Source organism: Lacihabitans sp. CS3-21, assembly GCF_024343675.1.
Classification (GTDB): domain Bacteria; phylum Bacteroidota; class Bacteroidia; order Cytophagales; family Spirosomataceae; genus Leadbetterella.
On sequence record NZ_RJUD01000098.1, the window covers coordinates 124,858 to 139,505 of the forward strand.

Consider the following 14,648-nt stretch of genomic DNA (forward strand, 5'->3'; position numbering starts at 1 on the left):
TTTCTTAAGACAGAATCAATTCTTTGGTAGACTTCTCTGTAAACCTACGTTTTACCTGCTCCCTGTCCATTTTACCCATTTTTTCAAGCTGTAGATAGATGTGGTTTACCATTTCGAGTAGATTATCTATATCTTTTAAAGTTATATACCTGGAAAGGGTTATTCTAATTCCTGTTTTGTTTTTAGGTACGCTTGGGAAAGTGCAAGGAGAAACAAAAAAACCGCTATCTAACAAAGCTTTTGCAGTATAAGCAGTATTTTCTGTATTTCCTGCTCCAATAAAAAATATTGGAGTAGCATAATTGCCGCTAAGGGGTAGACTTAATTGATTGGCTTTTTTCCAGAAATATTCAATTTTTCGTTTTAAATCCAACTGTAAATCAGCGAATTCAGGTCTCATGTGTATTTCTGCAGATTTAATGGCTGCCGCAGCAGCTGCAGGGTGAGGTGGGCCAGAAAAAATCATTGTTTTACCTAGATTTTTTACGAGTTCCTTTGATGCTTTATCGGGGTACACCATTAAGCCACCACCAGTGCCAAATCCCTTAGACATGGACATGCCAATAAACAGTTTTTCATGAAATGGTATCTCGTTTAAGACGTAACCGACACCCTTTTTTCCAGTCCAACTTGTGCCATGAGCGTCATCTGCATACACAAAAAACTGTTCATATTTGTTCATTAAAAACTCAAGTTCTTTCATAGGGGCTCCGTCTCCCATCATCGAATAAATCCCATCTATCATATACCAAATGTTGTTGTATTTGGCACTAAGGATTTTTATTCTATCTTCTAATAAATCCAGTCTGCTGTGTCTAAGTATCTCTACATGTTCTCCATTGTTTCTCATCATATTTACTGCAGTTTGCATACTGCTGTGTACATAATTGTCCAAAATGATGGCGTCATTTTTACCAATAAGAATCGGTAAATTTGAAATATGAGCAAATGTTGTTGAAGTAGTTACATTGACTGGTTTTTCGAACATTTCTTCTAGTTTTTCTTCCATCTGCTCGAAAAGTTCAAGCCCAACGAAAGTCCTGGAAGATGAAAAATACATACCAAACTTATCTATAGCATTTTTTGCGGCATCTTTTATTTCCTGGTTTTGATCAAGTCCCATGTAGCTGCAATTTCCCAAAAAAACAGTTTCTTTTCCGTCAAGGATTAAATTTCTGCCATCATATTCATCATTTTTGGCAACAGCTCTTACAATTCCTAAGCTTCTTCCGTATTCAAATGTGGTATTTATTTGTTCTAGTTCTTTGGTTATTAGTTTCATTAAATATTAGTTTCATTTAATGACTATCAAGACAATGACTATACCAAAAAAAAAGTATTTTATGGCAAATTGACGTATGTCAATTAGAATGTTTTATTATTTCTTTCTTTGTGTAATATTGTATTTTTTTGCGAACTATAATTTTAAACAATTAAATTAAAGTTTGTAAGTTAAATTATATGGTGATTTAAAACGTTTTGTATTTTTGCATTAAATAATAAGATTCAATTGAACAAAGTATTAAGTATTTGCCTGCTTCTGTGTTTTAAAAGTGTATTTTCTCAAACAAACCTTCCGCAGTCGTCCATTACAGAGAAACCTGTTGTTTTTGAGAAAAAACCATCAATTATCAGCATTCCAATCGACATTTCAATAGAAGATCTACAGAGCAAAATCAATTCAGGAATGCCCAACCTGATATACGAAGATAACAGCTTTGACGATAATCAAAATGACGAACTTAAAGCAAAAGTTTGGAGAAAAGGGAATTTGATTTTTACAAGTGTGGTAAATGATATCTTGACCTATGAAGTGCCATTGAAAGTTTGGGCACAGAAAAGAATTTCGGTTTTAGGTGTATCTCAGGCTCCCGCTACAGAGTTTGAACTTAAGCTAAAATTCTCCTCCAAATTTGGAATTACAACGGATTATAGTATCCAAACTATAACCAATGGCCTTAGTTATGAATGGATTACAAAACCAGTTTTGAAATATTCCTATGTAGAAATTCCGATTGGTCCTGTAATTGGTAAACTTATCAGCAATAATTTAGCCACCTTTGCTAAGCAAATTGACCAAACGATAAAAGATAATTACTCCTTGAAACCTTATGTTATTGAAGCCTGGAATACGGCTCAGAAACCTTTTTTGGCATCCGAAGAATACAATACTTGGGTAAAATTAGAGCCCTTGGATGTTTACTTTACTCCCTTAAAAGCTGTGGGTAAAAGTTTGAAATCTACTTTTGGTCTAAAAATATTTGTGGAAACTTTGGTTGGAACGCCCATCTATACACCAAAACAGATTCTTACCATTCCTAATTTAAAGACTGTATCTTCTATTTCAGATGTATTTGAAGTTCAGCTTTTTAATGTTATTTCATTTGAAGAAGCTACTAAAATAAGTAGGAATATGTTTTTAGGACAGGTTTATGATTTCAAAAATGGTAAATATAAAATCGAAGTCACAGATTTGGAAATAAAACCTGATGGAGAATATCTGTCATTGGTCACTACAACCAAAGGAAGTTTCAAAGGGCAAATATTCTTGAAAGGTATACCAGTTTATGACCCAGTGAAAAAATTGGTGGTTTTGACCAAAACAGAATTAGACATAAAAACCAAAAATGTGTTACATAAAGCAGGAGCTTGGCTTTTGGAAGGTACATTAGAAAAGAAAATTGAAAGCGAATTTGGACTTCCCGTGACGGATATAATTGAATTCGGCAAACAATCAGTTTTGCAAACCATAAATTCAGAGATTTCTAAGGGAATAAAAATGAAAGGAGAGATATTTTCCGTAGTTCCCGATCAAGTAAAAGTGGCTGAAAATGGAATTCTAGCCACAGTAATTGCGAAAGCAAAGGTAGAATTAGTTGTAAAAGGAATGTAAAAGTCTTAAATTGCACCCGAAATAAGCTGACCTATCGCCAGATTAGTTATAATTTGGAGGAAAGTCCGAACAACACAGAGCATCATGCTACCTAACGGGTAGGGGAGAATTCGTTCTCTACAGATAGTGCCACAGAAAATTACCGCCATATTTCGGTGTGGTAAGGGTGAAAAGGTGGTGTAAGAGACCACCGGTAGACTTGCAAAACGATACGCATAGGTAAACCTCATGAGTTGAAAGACCAAATAAACCGACGCTAAAGGGTAGCTCGCTCAAGTCGGAGGGTAGGTTGATAGAGGTTTTGAGCAATCAATTCCCTAGATAAATGATAGGATAGAACAGAATTCGGCTTATTAGCTTATTTCATTTTGTATTTTAAAAAATAATAACTAATTTTGCACTCCAAATTTAAAATAGGGACGGGTTCCCATTAATAAAATAACAAGCAAATGGCAGTTAAAATTAGATTAGCAAGAAGAGGTCGTAACAAAATGCCTATTTACGACATCGTTGTTGCAGATGCTCGTGCACCACGTGATGGTAGATTTATCGAGAAATTGGGTCAATACAACCCACATGCTACACCAGCAATCGTTACATTGAAAAATGATAGAGCATTGTACTGGTTACAAGTAGGAGCTCAGCCAACAGATACTACAAGAAAAATCTTGAGTGTTAATGGTGTGATGTTCAAAAAACACCTTCAGATTGGTGTTGATAAAGGAGCCATAACACAAGAGCAAGCAGATGCTAAATTTGAGACTTGGTCTAAAGCCAAAGAAGAAATTAGATCTCAAAAAATTGCAAAATTGAACTCTTCAAAAGAGGCAACTAGGTCAGCAGCGTTTGATGCAGAACGTAAGAAAAAAGAAGACAAAGTTGCAGCTATTGCGAAGGCAGAGGCTGATTTAATAGCGGCTTCAGCTCCAGTAGTGGAAGAAGAAGCGGTTGAAGAAGTTGTAACTGAGACACCTGCAGTTGAAGAAGCTTCAGTAGAAGAAGTTGCTCCTGAGGCATCTACAGAAGAAACTCCAGCAGCAGAATAATTGCCATAAAAGCATTCAATAATAATCCTCGCTAAAACGGCGGGGATTTTTTTTAGTTAAAATATGCAGAAATCAGAGTGTTTTTCTTTAGGTAAAATTACCAAACCTCATGGCTTGAAAGGAGAGGTTACCATATGGTTAGACGTGGACGTTCCAGAGAATTATGTTGGACTGGATGCTCTATTTTTAGAAATAAAAGGTCAGTTAGTGCCGTTTATTATTCAAGAATTGCAGGTTAGAGGTAAAAAATCAATTGTCAAGTTTGAAGACATCAATTCCATTGAGGCAACTGAAATGATCATAGATGCAGAAGCTTATTTACCTATAAAAAAGTTGCCAAAACTCAAGGGTAAACAGTTTTATTATCACGAGGTCATTGGGTATAAAATATTTGACAATACCACACAAAAAGATTTAGGAGAACTCAAGGCTATATATGAAAGCACTGGTCAGGACCTTTTTGCAGTAGATATTAACGAATCTGAGGTTTTGATTCCCATCGTCGATGATTTTTTGGATTCGGTAGATCATGACACTAAACAAATAAATGTATCTCTTCCTGATGGATTATTAGATATTTATTTAAATCAATAAGATTTATGAAAATCGATATTATATCTTGTCAGCCCGGTTTGATTGACGGTTTTTTTTCTCAATCAATCGTAAAAAATGCAATTCAGAGTAATTTAGTCGAAATAAAAACACATGATCTCAGGCCCTTTGGTAATGGCAATTATCGACAAATAGATGATTATCAGTATGGTGGAGGGGCGGGGATGGTCTTGATGATAGAGCCACTAGCAAAACTCATAAGACAACTTCAAGAAAAAACAACCTACGATCAAGTAATTTATCTAACCCCCGACGGAAAAACGCTCAACCAAAAGTCTGTCAATAAGTTATCATTATCCAAGAATCTATTGATGATATGTGGCCATTACAAGGGAATAGATGAAAGAGTCAGGGAATTGTTTGTAACGCAAGAAATCTCTATTGGCGATTATGTTCTATCGGGTGGAGAAATTGCCGCTGCGGTTCTGACAGATGCAATAGTTAGGTTGATTCCTGGTGTTATAAATGACGAAACATCGGCTCTCACAGATTCTTTTCAAGACGATTTGCTTGCACCGCCCGTTTATACCCGCCCTGCAGACTTTGAAGGGGCAAAAGTGCCCGAGATTTTGATGTCAGGCAATGAGAAGTTAATTAATGATTGGCGACTCGAAAAATCTATCGAAAGAACCACCCAAAGAAGGCCTGATTTATTGCCAAAATGATTGCATATTTTGAGAGAAATTTGTATTTTTGAAAGAAATTAATAGAATCTTAATTACTAAATATTTTTAGAATCCTTCACCCCAATTTATGGCAGAAGAAAGCGAAAATCAAGAGTTAGGTGCCGGAATCCACGGTACAATTATCCCAATCAATATAGAGGATGAAATGAGGGGAGCATACATTGATTATTCAATGTCAGTAATCGTTTCCCGTGCATTGCCAGACGTCAGAGATGGTTTCAAGCCTGTGCATAGAAGAGTCCTTTACGGAATGTCAGAATTAGGCGTTTTTCACAATAGACCTTATAAAAAATCAGCCCGTATTGTAGGAGAAGTTTTGGGTAAATATCACCCGCATGGCGACTCATCTGTATATGATACCATGGTAAGAATGGCTCAGTCGTGGTCTTTAAGGTATCCTTTGGTCGATGGTCAAGGTAACTTTGGTTCAGTAGATGGTGATTCACCAGCAGCCATGCGTTATACAGAAGCACGACTACGTAGAATAGCTGAAGAAATGTTGGCAGATATCAACAAAGAAACGGTAGATTTTCAACCCAACTTTGACGATTCACTCACTGAGCCTTCCGTACTTCCAGCTAGAATCCCAAACTTGCTGCTCAACGGTACGTCAGGTATTGCAGTAGGCATGGCCACAAACATGGCTCCTCATTGCCTCAATGAGGTGGTTGATGGTATTACGGCATATATTGAGAACCCAGAAATTGAGATTGAAGAATTGATGCATCACATCAAAGCCCCTGATTTCCCAACTGGTGGTATTATTTATGGTTATAGTGGTGTAAAATCTGCTTTCGAGACAGGAAGAGGAAGAATCGTTATCAGATCTGTTGCTAACTTTGAAGTTTCTAAAACAGGAAAAGAGCAAATCGTAGTGACAGAAATACCATATATGGTCAACAAGGCCAATATGATAGAGAAAACGGCACAACTCATAAACGAGAAAAAAATCGAAGGTATCTCAGACCTTAGAGATGAGTCCGATAGAGAAGGTTTAAGAATAGTTTATGACCTCAAACGTGACGCAGTACCTAATGTAGTACTCAACAATCTTTTCAAATATACCCAACTTCAGTCTTCATTTAGTATCAACAATGTGGCTCTTGTAAAAGGCAGGCCAGTGACATTAAATCTCAAAGATTTAATAAAATACTATGTCGAACACCGAATGGAAGTGATAACGCGTAAAACGCAGTTTGAACTTAAAGAAGCAGAGAAAAGAGCCCACATTTTAGAAGGTTTATTGATTGCTTTGGATCATTTAGACCAAGTAATTGCCCTTATCAGAGGTTCAAAAGACCCAGACGAAGCAAGAGCAGGATTGATGGCGAACTTTAGTTTGTCTGAGATTCAAGCCAGAGCAATTCTCGACATGAGATTGCAAAGATTGACAGGACTTGAGCGTGACAAAATCACAGAAGAGTACAAGCAAATCAAAGAATTGATAGACGAATTGAACGCTATTTTAGCTTCTGAAGAGAAGAAAAAAGAAATCATTAAGACAGATCTTCAAGACCTTAAAACCAAGTTTGGTGACCCACGTAGATCAAAAATCGAAATGGTAGGAGGGGAGTTCAATATCGAAGATATGATTCCTGACGATGAAATGTTGGTAACAGTTTCAAGCCAAGGATATATCAAAAGAACCAATCTTGCCGAGTATAAAACCCAAGGCAGGGGTGGTACTGGCTCTAGAGGTGTTAAAACCAAAGACGAAGACTATACCGAGCATTTGTTTATGGCCACAAACCACAATTATTTACTATTTTTCACAGAGAAAGGTAAGTTGTTCTGGCTAAGGGTATTTGAAACTCCTGAAGGCAACAAAACTTCAAAAGGTAGGGCAATTCAGAATCTTATCAACATTGAATCTGATGATAAAATCAAAGCAGTGCTCAATGTTAAAACATTGACAGACGAAGATTATATCAAAAACAACTATATCGTAATGTGTACCAAAAAAGGTACAGTTAAGAAAACCTTGTTAGAACTTTACTCTCGTCCACGTCAAAATGGTATCATTGCCATCAACATCAACGAAGGAGATACATTGATAGACGTAGCGTTGACAAACGGGAATGATTATATCATCATAGCTGCTAGTCAAGGTAAAGCTGTTCGTTTCCACGAAGCGGGTATTAGACCAATGGGACGCGGTGCAACTGGGGTAAGAGGTATTTCGCTAGCCGAAAACGATTATGCCATAGGTATGATATGTGTCGGAAGGGAAGATGCTCAGCTTTTGGTTGTTTCTGAAAACGGTTTTGGTAAACGTTCAGATATTGAAGATTACCGTATCACTTCAAGAGGTGCAAAAGGCGTTAAAACCCTAAATATTACGGATAAAGTGGGTAATTTGGTGGCAATAAAAGAAGTTACAGATGAAGATGATTTGATGATTATAACCAATAGGGGAATAGCTATCAGAATTCACGTGGCTGATCTTAGAATTATGGGAAGAAATACGCAAGGGGTAAAACTTATTAAACTAAGTGACAAAGACGGTATTGCTTCAGTAACAAGAATTGTTAGGGAAGAAGACGAAGAAGAAATTGTGGAAGGAGAAGCCATGGTAGTAGAAGAGGGTGTAAACCCAATTGTTTCAGAGTCAGAAGCACCAGAAAACAATGCGAATGAATCATCAGAAGAGGAATCTTCAGAAGAATCAGATAATTAATGAATTGTTAAATTAAAGAATAAAATAAACCTAGTAATATTTTTAAGTCTAATGATAAACAAAACTCGATATCAAAAAATGAAAAAACTTATTTTAGCGTCAATTGTAGGGTTAACTGCCCTCAATGCCTCTGCTCAAGCAGATCCTATGAAAGAACTTATGTGCAAAGGTTACACTGAAGCCATAGAAAAAGGAATAAAAAATACACAAAATCCAAAGCAGAATTTAAAAAGTGCTACTTGGGTAAAGTTGGGCGACGCCTATTTAGATCTTGGATTGAGCTGTGGAACGGATTCAACTGCAACTCAAAAAGCCTATGATAGTTATCTGAAAGCTTTAGAAGTAGAGAAAGCAGCGGGTGGTAAAAAAGCTAAAGAGATTGAAGACATCCTTAAGTCGAAAAGACTGGGTGATGGATTCTTACAACAAGGTGCTGCCTACTACAACTCTAAAAACTTGGTAATGGCAAGTAAGTACTTTGGACAAAGTTCTAAAATTAATGACAAAGACTCAACGGCGGCTTTATATGCGGGTATTGTTGACCAGTCATTGGGCAACAACACTGCTGCAATTCAAAGCTTCAAGACCTATTTTGCCAACGGTGGAAAAGATCCTGCTGTATTTTATAGCATGGCTCAAATTTACAAAATAGAGAAGAAGTTTCCTGAGGCAGTAGAAATACTGAAGAAAGGAGCAGAAATGCACCCTGGAGATAAAGATTTGAAAAATGAAATTATCAATACTTATTTGGCCTCTAACAACATTGAAAGTGCAATCGCTGACTTAGAAAAAATGGTGGTGATTGATCCAAAAAATTCTGTCAACCTTTCAAACTTAGGATTACTTTACGACAGCAAAGCTCAAGATATCAATAACGATATTCAAAAAATTAAAGAACAGTTAGCCAAATCAAATACATCTGATTTAGAGACCAAATTAGCTTCTGAAAAAGATAAGCTTTCTATTTATGAAGGTGAAATTGCAACATTAACTGCAAAATTGAAAAAAGAACCAAAAACAGCGGCTGCAACTAAGAAAAGAATAGCTGAAGTAACTAGCCAAAAAGTATCTATAGAAGAAGGTATAGCTAAAATATCGTCTGAAATAGCAGCTAAAAAAGCGAACCAAAGTGGAAACAGTGAAGTAGCGAAATTACCAGAACTAGAAGCGAAATTCAAATTGAACAAAGAGAAAGCATATTCTACCTACAAAAAAGCTTTGGAAGTTGATCCTAACAACTATGATGTTAATTTCAACATGGCAGTTATGTATTTTAATGAGGCTGTAGAAATCAAAAGAGCAGTAGATGCTATGGATATGAAAACATTCCAAGCTGAAGGAAAAGCTATTGAAACTAAAGCTTGTGAGCAATTCAAAACGTCGAAGCCATATTTTGATAAGTGTAAAAGCTTAAAACCTGATGATGATTTGGTATTAGAGAATTTGAAAAACTTGGAAAGAATATTAGAACAGTGTAAATAAGATCAAAATATGGCCGCTCCTAAAGGGCGGCTATATTTTTGAATTATCTATTTAACATAATATAAATTATATAACAAATAAACAAAAATACAAATTAAGAGCAATAATGAAGATTTCAGGAAAATTTGAAAATAATAAAAAATGCAAACATTTAGAAATGGCAGCGAAATCAATAAATACAAAGTAAACGAAAAGAACAAATAATTTCAGATTCACTATTTGAGAATACTATAAATTTCATTCTTGTTGAAAAAAATCATGATGGATCAAAAGTACTGAAAGTATTGTCAGAATAAAACACGACAATTTTTTGGATGCTTTTATTGGCATTTTTAAAGGCTTGAGAATTCAATATTTCTGACTCATGGTCGGGAGTTTTATTTTCATTCGATTCTCGTGAAGAATAAAAACCACTAAAAAGTGCGTTAAAGTCTTTATTTTTAACGATTTGAGCTACAATATCCATATCCAAATCTTCGTCATCTGAAATCCAATTAAAGCCCAATTCAGGAAACTTAGAAACAATCTTCTGAATTATCTCTAAACTAGCTTTATTTCTGCCAGAAAGTATGTGACTTATGATGGGCCGATTTACACCAATGTAATCTGCAAACCTTGTTGAAGTCAATCCCAATCCTATTATTAATGCCTCTATTTTATCTCTTAAGCTCATATTTACAAAAGTAAACTAAAAAATATATTACATTTCTAAACTAACTACACAAATGTAAACTAAAGAATTTACATTTGCAAATAATTCGTAATTCACATTTGTAATTTGTAACTTATTTATTATTAGTTAGATATAATTATTTCAAGAGTTTAGTTTTTTGAGAAATACTCGCAAAAAAATATTTGAAAAAAAATTTGGATTCTAATTAAGAAAGAATTTACATTTGTACAGACTTATATGCTTTCACTCATAAAAACGTGTTACATTAATCCGCTCAATGATTAACAAAAAAGGGCTATCAATCCAATGATGCCCTTTTTTTGTGCCTAAAATGTAGTTCTTATATTTTATACGGTAACGTTATTCTCTCTTAAAGCCTCATTTAGCGAAGTTTTAAGGTCTGTACTTTCCTTTCTTTTACCGATAATTAGTGCACATGGCACGCCATAATCGCCCGCAGGAAATGATTTAGTGATGGTTCCAGGTATAACAACAGAGTTTTCAGGAACAAATCCAATGTACTGAACTGGTTCAGGACCAGTTACATCTATTATTTTTGAACTGCCTGTAATGGTAACACCTGCACCTAGGACAGCTCTTTTCGATATATGAGCTCCTTCAACCACAATACACCTAGAACCGATAAAAGCACCGTCTTCAATGATTACAGGCGAGGCTTGAGCAGGTTCTAGCACGCCTCCTATGCCAACACCACCACTTAAATGCACATCTTTACCTATTTGAGCACAGCTACCCACTGTAGCCCAGGTATCCACCATAGTGCCGCTATCCACGTAGGCACCGATGTTTACATAGCTCGGCATCAAGATCACTCCTGGTGCTATGTATGATCCATAACGTGCAACAGCAGGTGGCACTACACGCACGCCCAATGCTTTGTAATTATTTTTTAATTGCATTTTATCGTGAAATTCAAAAATACCAACTTCTTGAACTTCCATCTGTCTCAGTGGAAAATATAAAATGATAGCCTTCTTAACCCATTCGTTAGTAATCCACTTGTCTTCACTATTTTTATTAGCAACCCTTAGTTCTCCGTCATTTACTAATTTTACTACTTCGTTTATTGCATTTACTACAGCAGCATCCTTTAATTGCTCGCGATTTTCCCAAGCCGCCAAAATGGTCTTTTCCAATTCTTTCATTTGTAAAAATTATAGAAATTAATTATTGATTAATACTCAGCCAAAAATGATATAAAACACTGATTTAGTTTCGTTAATGCCTTGAAAAGCAATTAAATACTGTATTCTTGAAATTATAGATTACTAAGCCAAATTTTATTCTGTTTTAGACTATCAGAATACAAATATAAAAAAAGAGCATTAGTAAATTACATTAGCATTTAAGTAATTTAAATGCTATTTTTATTAGCATCAACTCCCCTACTTAGCAATTGTACTTATTTATATTTTAATTGTAAAATTTTGCACTTCACTGAAGTCTTTATTTAATTTATTAGGTCTTAAATTGTTATTGGTATATATTATTTATAATTTTGCATATCTTTTTTTTACAAAAAAATTATAACGAATGAAGAACGTCAAAGTAGCAATTAATGGTTTTGGTCGCATTGGTAAACTAGTTTATCGTCAGATATACAACATGGAAGGTATCGATGTGGTAGCCATTAACGATTTAACTAGCCCTAAAACATTGGCTCATTTACTAAAATACGATACGGCTCAAGGGCGTTTCGAAGAGAAAGTTGAGGCAACTGACAGTGCAATAATAGTAAACGGTGAGACAATTAATATTTATGCACAAAGAGATCCTTCGTTGATTCCTTGGGGTGAGCATGATGTAGATGTAGTACTAGAATGTACAGGTTTCTTTACAAGTGTAGAGTCTGCTTCGGCACACTTAAAAGCTGGTGCTAAGAAAGTTGTGATTTCTGCTCCTGCAACAGGTGACTTGAAAACGATTGTTTTCAATGTAAACCATGATGTTTTGGATGGTTCTGAAACAATTATTAGTGGTGCTTCATGTACAACTAACTGCTTGGCACCTATGGCACAAGTTTTAGAAAAAGAGTTTGGTATCATAAATGGTTTGATGACAACGGTTCACGCCTACACAAATGACCAAAATACACAAGATTCTCCGCATGCAAAAGGCGATTTGAGAAGAGGTAGAGCTGCTGCACAAAATATTGTTCCTAACAGTACAGGTGCTGCAAAAGCGATTGGTTTAGTTTTGCCTAGCTTGAAAGGTAAATTGGATGGATCTGCTCAGAGAGTTCCTACACTTACGGGTTCATTGACAGAATTGACTGCTATTGTAGGTAAAAACACTACTGTTGCTGAAATCAATGCTGCGATGAAAGCTGCAGCCAACGAAAGTTTTGGATATACTGAAGATGAAATTGTAAGTAGCGACATCATTGGAATCAGCTATGGTTCATTGTTTGACGCAACACAAACTAAAGTTTCAGCGGTTGGTGATACACAATTGGTAAGAGTTGTTAGCTGGTATGACAATGAAATGTCTTATGTTTCGCAGTTGGTTCGTACAGTTAAATACTTTGCAGGTTTGATTAAATAATCATTCTCTCGAGAGAAAATATAGTTCATAAAAAAGCCTCTTACGAGGCTTTTTTTATGAGTTTTGCTTTCAGATAATGTATGGTAGCTCCCTTTTCGTTAAACAATTTTTCGTAATGTGTTACAATATCAAAGTGACCTTCCTTCAAATCGGAGTTATATAAATCATCGGTATAATCAAGCAATTCAAAATCTGGATCAGACTTAATGACTTCCAAAGAATAGTCAAAAAGAAACTCGCTGTCGGTCTTTAAATGGAAAATACCTTCGTTTTTTAGGTAGATTTTATATATATCTAAAAACTTTTGATTAGTAAGCCTTCTTTTTTCTTCTTTGTCTCTTGGCTGCGGATCAGGGTGAACCAACCATATTTCACCTATCTCTTCTGGTTCAAAAAACTCATCTAGGTACTGTATACCAGTTCTTAAAAAGGCCACATTGGACAAATTCAAATCCATTGCCTTTTTACTTCCTCTGGCTATTCTATCACCTTTAATATCTACTCCAATAAAATTCACATTTGGGAATTGTTTACTCAAACCCACTGTGTATTCTCCCTTTCCACAGGCCAATTCAACGGTAATGGGATTTGAATTCTTAAAAAAAACTTCATTCCATTTTCCTTTAATGGAAGTGTAAAGTTCTTTCCCTCTTTCTATGACATTATCTGCAACGATATTATGCTCAAATCGGTGTTGTTTCTTCCGTGACAATTCTATAAATTATTTAATTCTGCTACTAAATAGGTGCTTCCACCCACAAATATAATATCTTTTGGTTCTGCAATTGTTTTTACCTGCTCTAAGGCATCATTGACATCAGAATAAACTTTTGATGTCAAGCCATATTTAGCAGCCTCAGTTTGCAATTCTAGAGGTTTTAGGGCTCTAAAAGAGTCAAATGTTGTAAAATGGTATTCTGCATCCTTAGGAAACAAACTCAAAACTTTTTCAAGATCTTTGTCTTTAACGAATCCCAATATAAAGTGGATTTTCGTTTTTTTGAATTCTAATAGTTTTCTAATTGTAATCCTTAAAGCATGTTCATTGTGACCGGTATCACAAATTATCAATGGATTTTCATTTAAAATTTGCCATCTTCCTTTTAACTGAGTGTTTTTCACTACATTTTTTAGACCTTCAGAAATATTAGTAAAAGAGATATTTAATCCTAATTTAATTAGTAATTTACTTGTCTCTATAACTCCAAGAATATTTTGCTTTTGGTACTCTCCTACTAAGCCTGAAGTAATTTTATATTTTTCTTGCGTTTCGGAATCTAAAATTTCTAATTCTAAAGAAAGCAAAGTACTTTTCTCGGACGTTATTTGAAGCTTTTCATCAGCTAAATATAGTTGAGCATTCTTGGAAAGGGCTTCATCTCGGAATACGGGAAAGGTTTCATGATGATATTCTGAAATAACTACTGGTTTTTGGTCTTTTACAATACCTGCTTTTTCAAATGCTATTTTAGGTAAAGTATCCCCTAAAATATCCATGTGGTCATATCCTATATTAGTAATAAGAGATAAAAATATATTGCTAATTATGTTAGTAGAGTCATATCTACCTCCTAATCCAACCTCAACCACAGCTATATCTACTTTTTCAATACTAAAAAGTTTGAATGCCAGTGCTACTGAGAGTTCAAAAAATGAGGGATTAATTTTTTTTATTAATTCTAAGTGATTCTCAACGAAGTCAACTATAAAGCTTTCGTCGGCCATTTTGCCGTTAATTCTGAATCGCTCTCTGTAGTCCTTAAGATGCGGTGAGGTGTATAATCCAACCTTGTATCCACTTTCTATCAATATAGAGGCCAAAAAATGTGAACTGCTACCCTTGCCATTCGTTCCAGCAATGTGAATACTTTTGAAATCGTTTTGAGGATTTCCTAAGGCTTCTAGTAAACTTATTATATTGGTCAGTTTAGGCTTTAAAGCTTTTTTTCCAATTTTTTGAAATACTGGCAGTTGCGAATATAAGTAATCAATAGTTTCTGAATACGTCATGGTA

Annotated in this window: 12 protein-coding genes and 1 other RNA gene; 8 read left to right on the plus strand and 5 right to left on the minus strand. The window is 35.2% G+C overall.

All coding sequences use genetic code 11. The annotated features are described in order from the left end of the window. Positions 1-4: 4 nt before the first annotated feature. Complete coding sequence (locus EGI24_RS16775; protein WP_255049694.1) at positions 5-1,282, minus strand: aminotransferase class I/II-fold pyridoxal phosphate-dependent enzyme; 1,278 nt, start codon at positions 1,280-1,282, stop codon at positions 5-7. A gap of 228 nt (positions 1,283-1,510) precedes the next feature. Here EGI24_RS16775 and EGI24_RS16780 point away from each other — a divergent pair, with 228 nt between their 5' ends. The 7 genes from EGI24_RS16780 to EGI24_RS16810 all read left to right on the plus strand — a co-directional run bounded on the left by EGI24_RS16780 (position 1,511) and on the right by EGI24_RS16810 (position 9,396). Then, positions 1,511-2,893 (plus strand): DUF4403 family protein, encoded by a 1,383-nt coding sequence (locus tag EGI24_RS16780; RefSeq protein WP_255049695.1) that lies wholly within the window; start codon positions 1,511-1,513, stop codon positions 2,891-2,893. A gap of 18 nt (positions 2,894-2,911) precedes the next feature. Continuing rightward, positions 2,912-3,262, plus strand: an RNA gene (rnpB, locus tag EGI24_RS16785) — RNase P RNA component class A. Positions 3,263-3,342: 80 nt separating this feature from the next. After that, positions 3,343-3,939 carry a 30S ribosomal protein S16 gene (locus EGI24_RS16790; protein WP_255049696.1) on the plus strand — a complete coding sequence of 199 codons (597 nt, stop codon included), beginning with the start codon at positions 3,343-3,345 and terminating at the stop codon, positions 3,937-3,939. A gap of 63 nt (positions 3,940-4,002) precedes the next feature. Then, positions 4,003-4,533 (plus strand): ribosome maturation factor RimM, encoded by a 531-nt coding sequence (rimM, locus tag EGI24_RS16795; protein WP_255049697.1) that lies wholly within the window; start codon positions 4,003-4,005, stop codon positions 4,531-4,533. A gap of 5 nt (positions 4,534-4,538) precedes the next feature. Continuing rightward, the gene (gene trmD, locus EGI24_RS16800) at positions 4,539-5,216 is read left to right on the plus strand and encodes a tRNA (guanosine(37)-N1)-methyltransferase TrmD (protein ID WP_255049698.1); all 678 of its coding nucleotides are present in this window, start codon (positions 4,539-4,541) and stop codon (positions 5,214-5,216) included. Between the two features lie 88 nt (positions 5,217-5,304). Next, positions 5,305-7,914: a DNA gyrase subunit A gene (gyrA, locus tag EGI24_RS16805; RefSeq protein ID WP_255049699.1), complete on the plus strand. Its 2,610-nt coding sequence runs from the start codon at positions 5,305-5,307 to the stop codon at positions 7,912-7,914. 78 nt (positions 7,915-7,992) lie between these two features. Next, positions 7,993-9,396, plus strand: coding sequence for a lipopolysaccharide assembly protein LapB (locus EGI24_RS16810; RefSeq protein WP_255049700.1), 1,404 nt, complete (start codon positions 7,993-7,995; stop codon positions 9,394-9,396). A gap of 256 nt (positions 9,397-9,652) precedes the next feature. Here EGI24_RS16810 and EGI24_RS16815 read toward each other — a convergent pair whose 3' ends face one another. Beyond that, positions 9,653-10,069: a helix-turn-helix transcriptional regulator gene (locus EGI24_RS16815; RefSeq protein ID WP_255049701.1), complete on the minus strand. Its 417-nt coding sequence runs from the start codon at positions 10,067-10,069 to the stop codon at positions 9,653-9,655. A gap of 347 nt (positions 10,070-10,416) precedes the next feature. After that, positions 10,417-11,235 (minus strand): 2,3,4,5-tetrahydropyridine-2,6-dicarboxylate N-succinyltransferase, encoded by an 819-nt coding sequence (locus tag EGI24_RS16820; protein ID WP_255049702.1) that lies wholly within the window; start codon positions 11,233-11,235, stop codon positions 10,417-10,419. 388 nt (positions 11,236-11,623) lie between these two features. Here EGI24_RS16820 and gap point away from each other — a divergent pair, with 388 nt between their 5' ends. Then, on the plus strand, positions 11,624-12,634 hold the full coding sequence (gap, locus tag EGI24_RS16825) for a type I glyceraldehyde-3-phosphate dehydrogenase (RefSeq protein WP_255049704.1): 1,011 nt from the start codon (positions 11,624-11,626) through the stop codon (positions 12,632-12,634). Positions 12,635-12,674: 40 nt separating this feature from the next. On the opposite strand, the gene trmB is transcribed toward gap, so the two are convergent. Further along, positions 12,675-13,346, minus strand: coding sequence for a tRNA (guanosine(46)-N7)-methyltransferase TrmB (gene trmB / locus EGI24_RS16830; RefSeq protein WP_255049705.1), 672 nt, complete (start codon positions 13,344-13,346; stop codon positions 12,675-12,677). A gap of 2 nt (positions 13,347-13,348) precedes the next feature. Then, entirely contained in the window at positions 13,349-14,644 is a 1,296-nt protein-coding gene (locus EGI24_RS16835; protein ID WP_255049706.1) for a folylpolyglutamate synthase/dihydrofolate synthase family protein, read from the minus strand. Positions 14,645-14,648: the final 4 nt, after the last annotated feature.

What these genes read in the sequence shown, in the direction of transcription:
- EGI24_RS16775 (WP_255049694.1), bottom strand. Translation starts at nt 1,282, where the DNA reads ATGAAACTAATAACCAAAGAACTAGAACAAATAAATACCACATTTGAA.
- EGI24_RS16790 (WP_255049696.1), top strand. Translation starts at nt 3,343, where the DNA reads ATGGCAGTTAAAATTAGATTAGCAAGAAGAGGTCGTAACAAAATGCCT.
- rimM (WP_255049697.1), top strand. Translation starts at nt 4,003, where the DNA reads ATGCAGAAATCAGAGTGTTTTTCTTTAGGTAAAATTACCAAACCTCAT.
- trmD (WP_255049698.1), top strand. Translation starts at nt 4,539, where the DNA reads ATGAAAATCGATATTATATCTTGTCAGCCCGGTTTGATTGACGGTTTT.
- gyrA (WP_255049699.1), top strand. Translation starts at nt 5,305, where the DNA reads ATGGCAGAAGAAAGCGAAAATCAAGAGTTAGGTGCCGGAATCCACGGT.
- EGI24_RS16810 (WP_255049700.1), top strand. Translation starts at nt 7,993, where the DNA reads ATGAAAAAACTTATTTTAGCGTCAATTGTAGGGTTAACTGCCCTCAAT.
- EGI24_RS16815 (WP_255049701.1), bottom strand. Translation starts at nt 10,069, where the DNA reads ATGAGCTTAAGAGATAAAATAGAGGCATTAATAATAGGATTGGGATTG.
- EGI24_RS16820 (WP_255049702.1), bottom strand. Translation starts at nt 11,235, where the DNA reads ATGAAAGAATTGGAAAAGACCATTTTGGCGGCTTGGGAAAATCGCGAG.
- gap (WP_255049704.1), top strand. Translation starts at nt 11,624, where the DNA reads ATGAAGAACGTCAAAGTAGCAATTAATGGTTTTGGTCGCATTGGTAAA.
- EGI24_RS16835 (WP_255049706.1), bottom strand. Translation starts at nt 14,644, where the DNA reads ATGACGTATTCAGAAACTATTGATTACTTATATTCGCAACTGCCAGTA.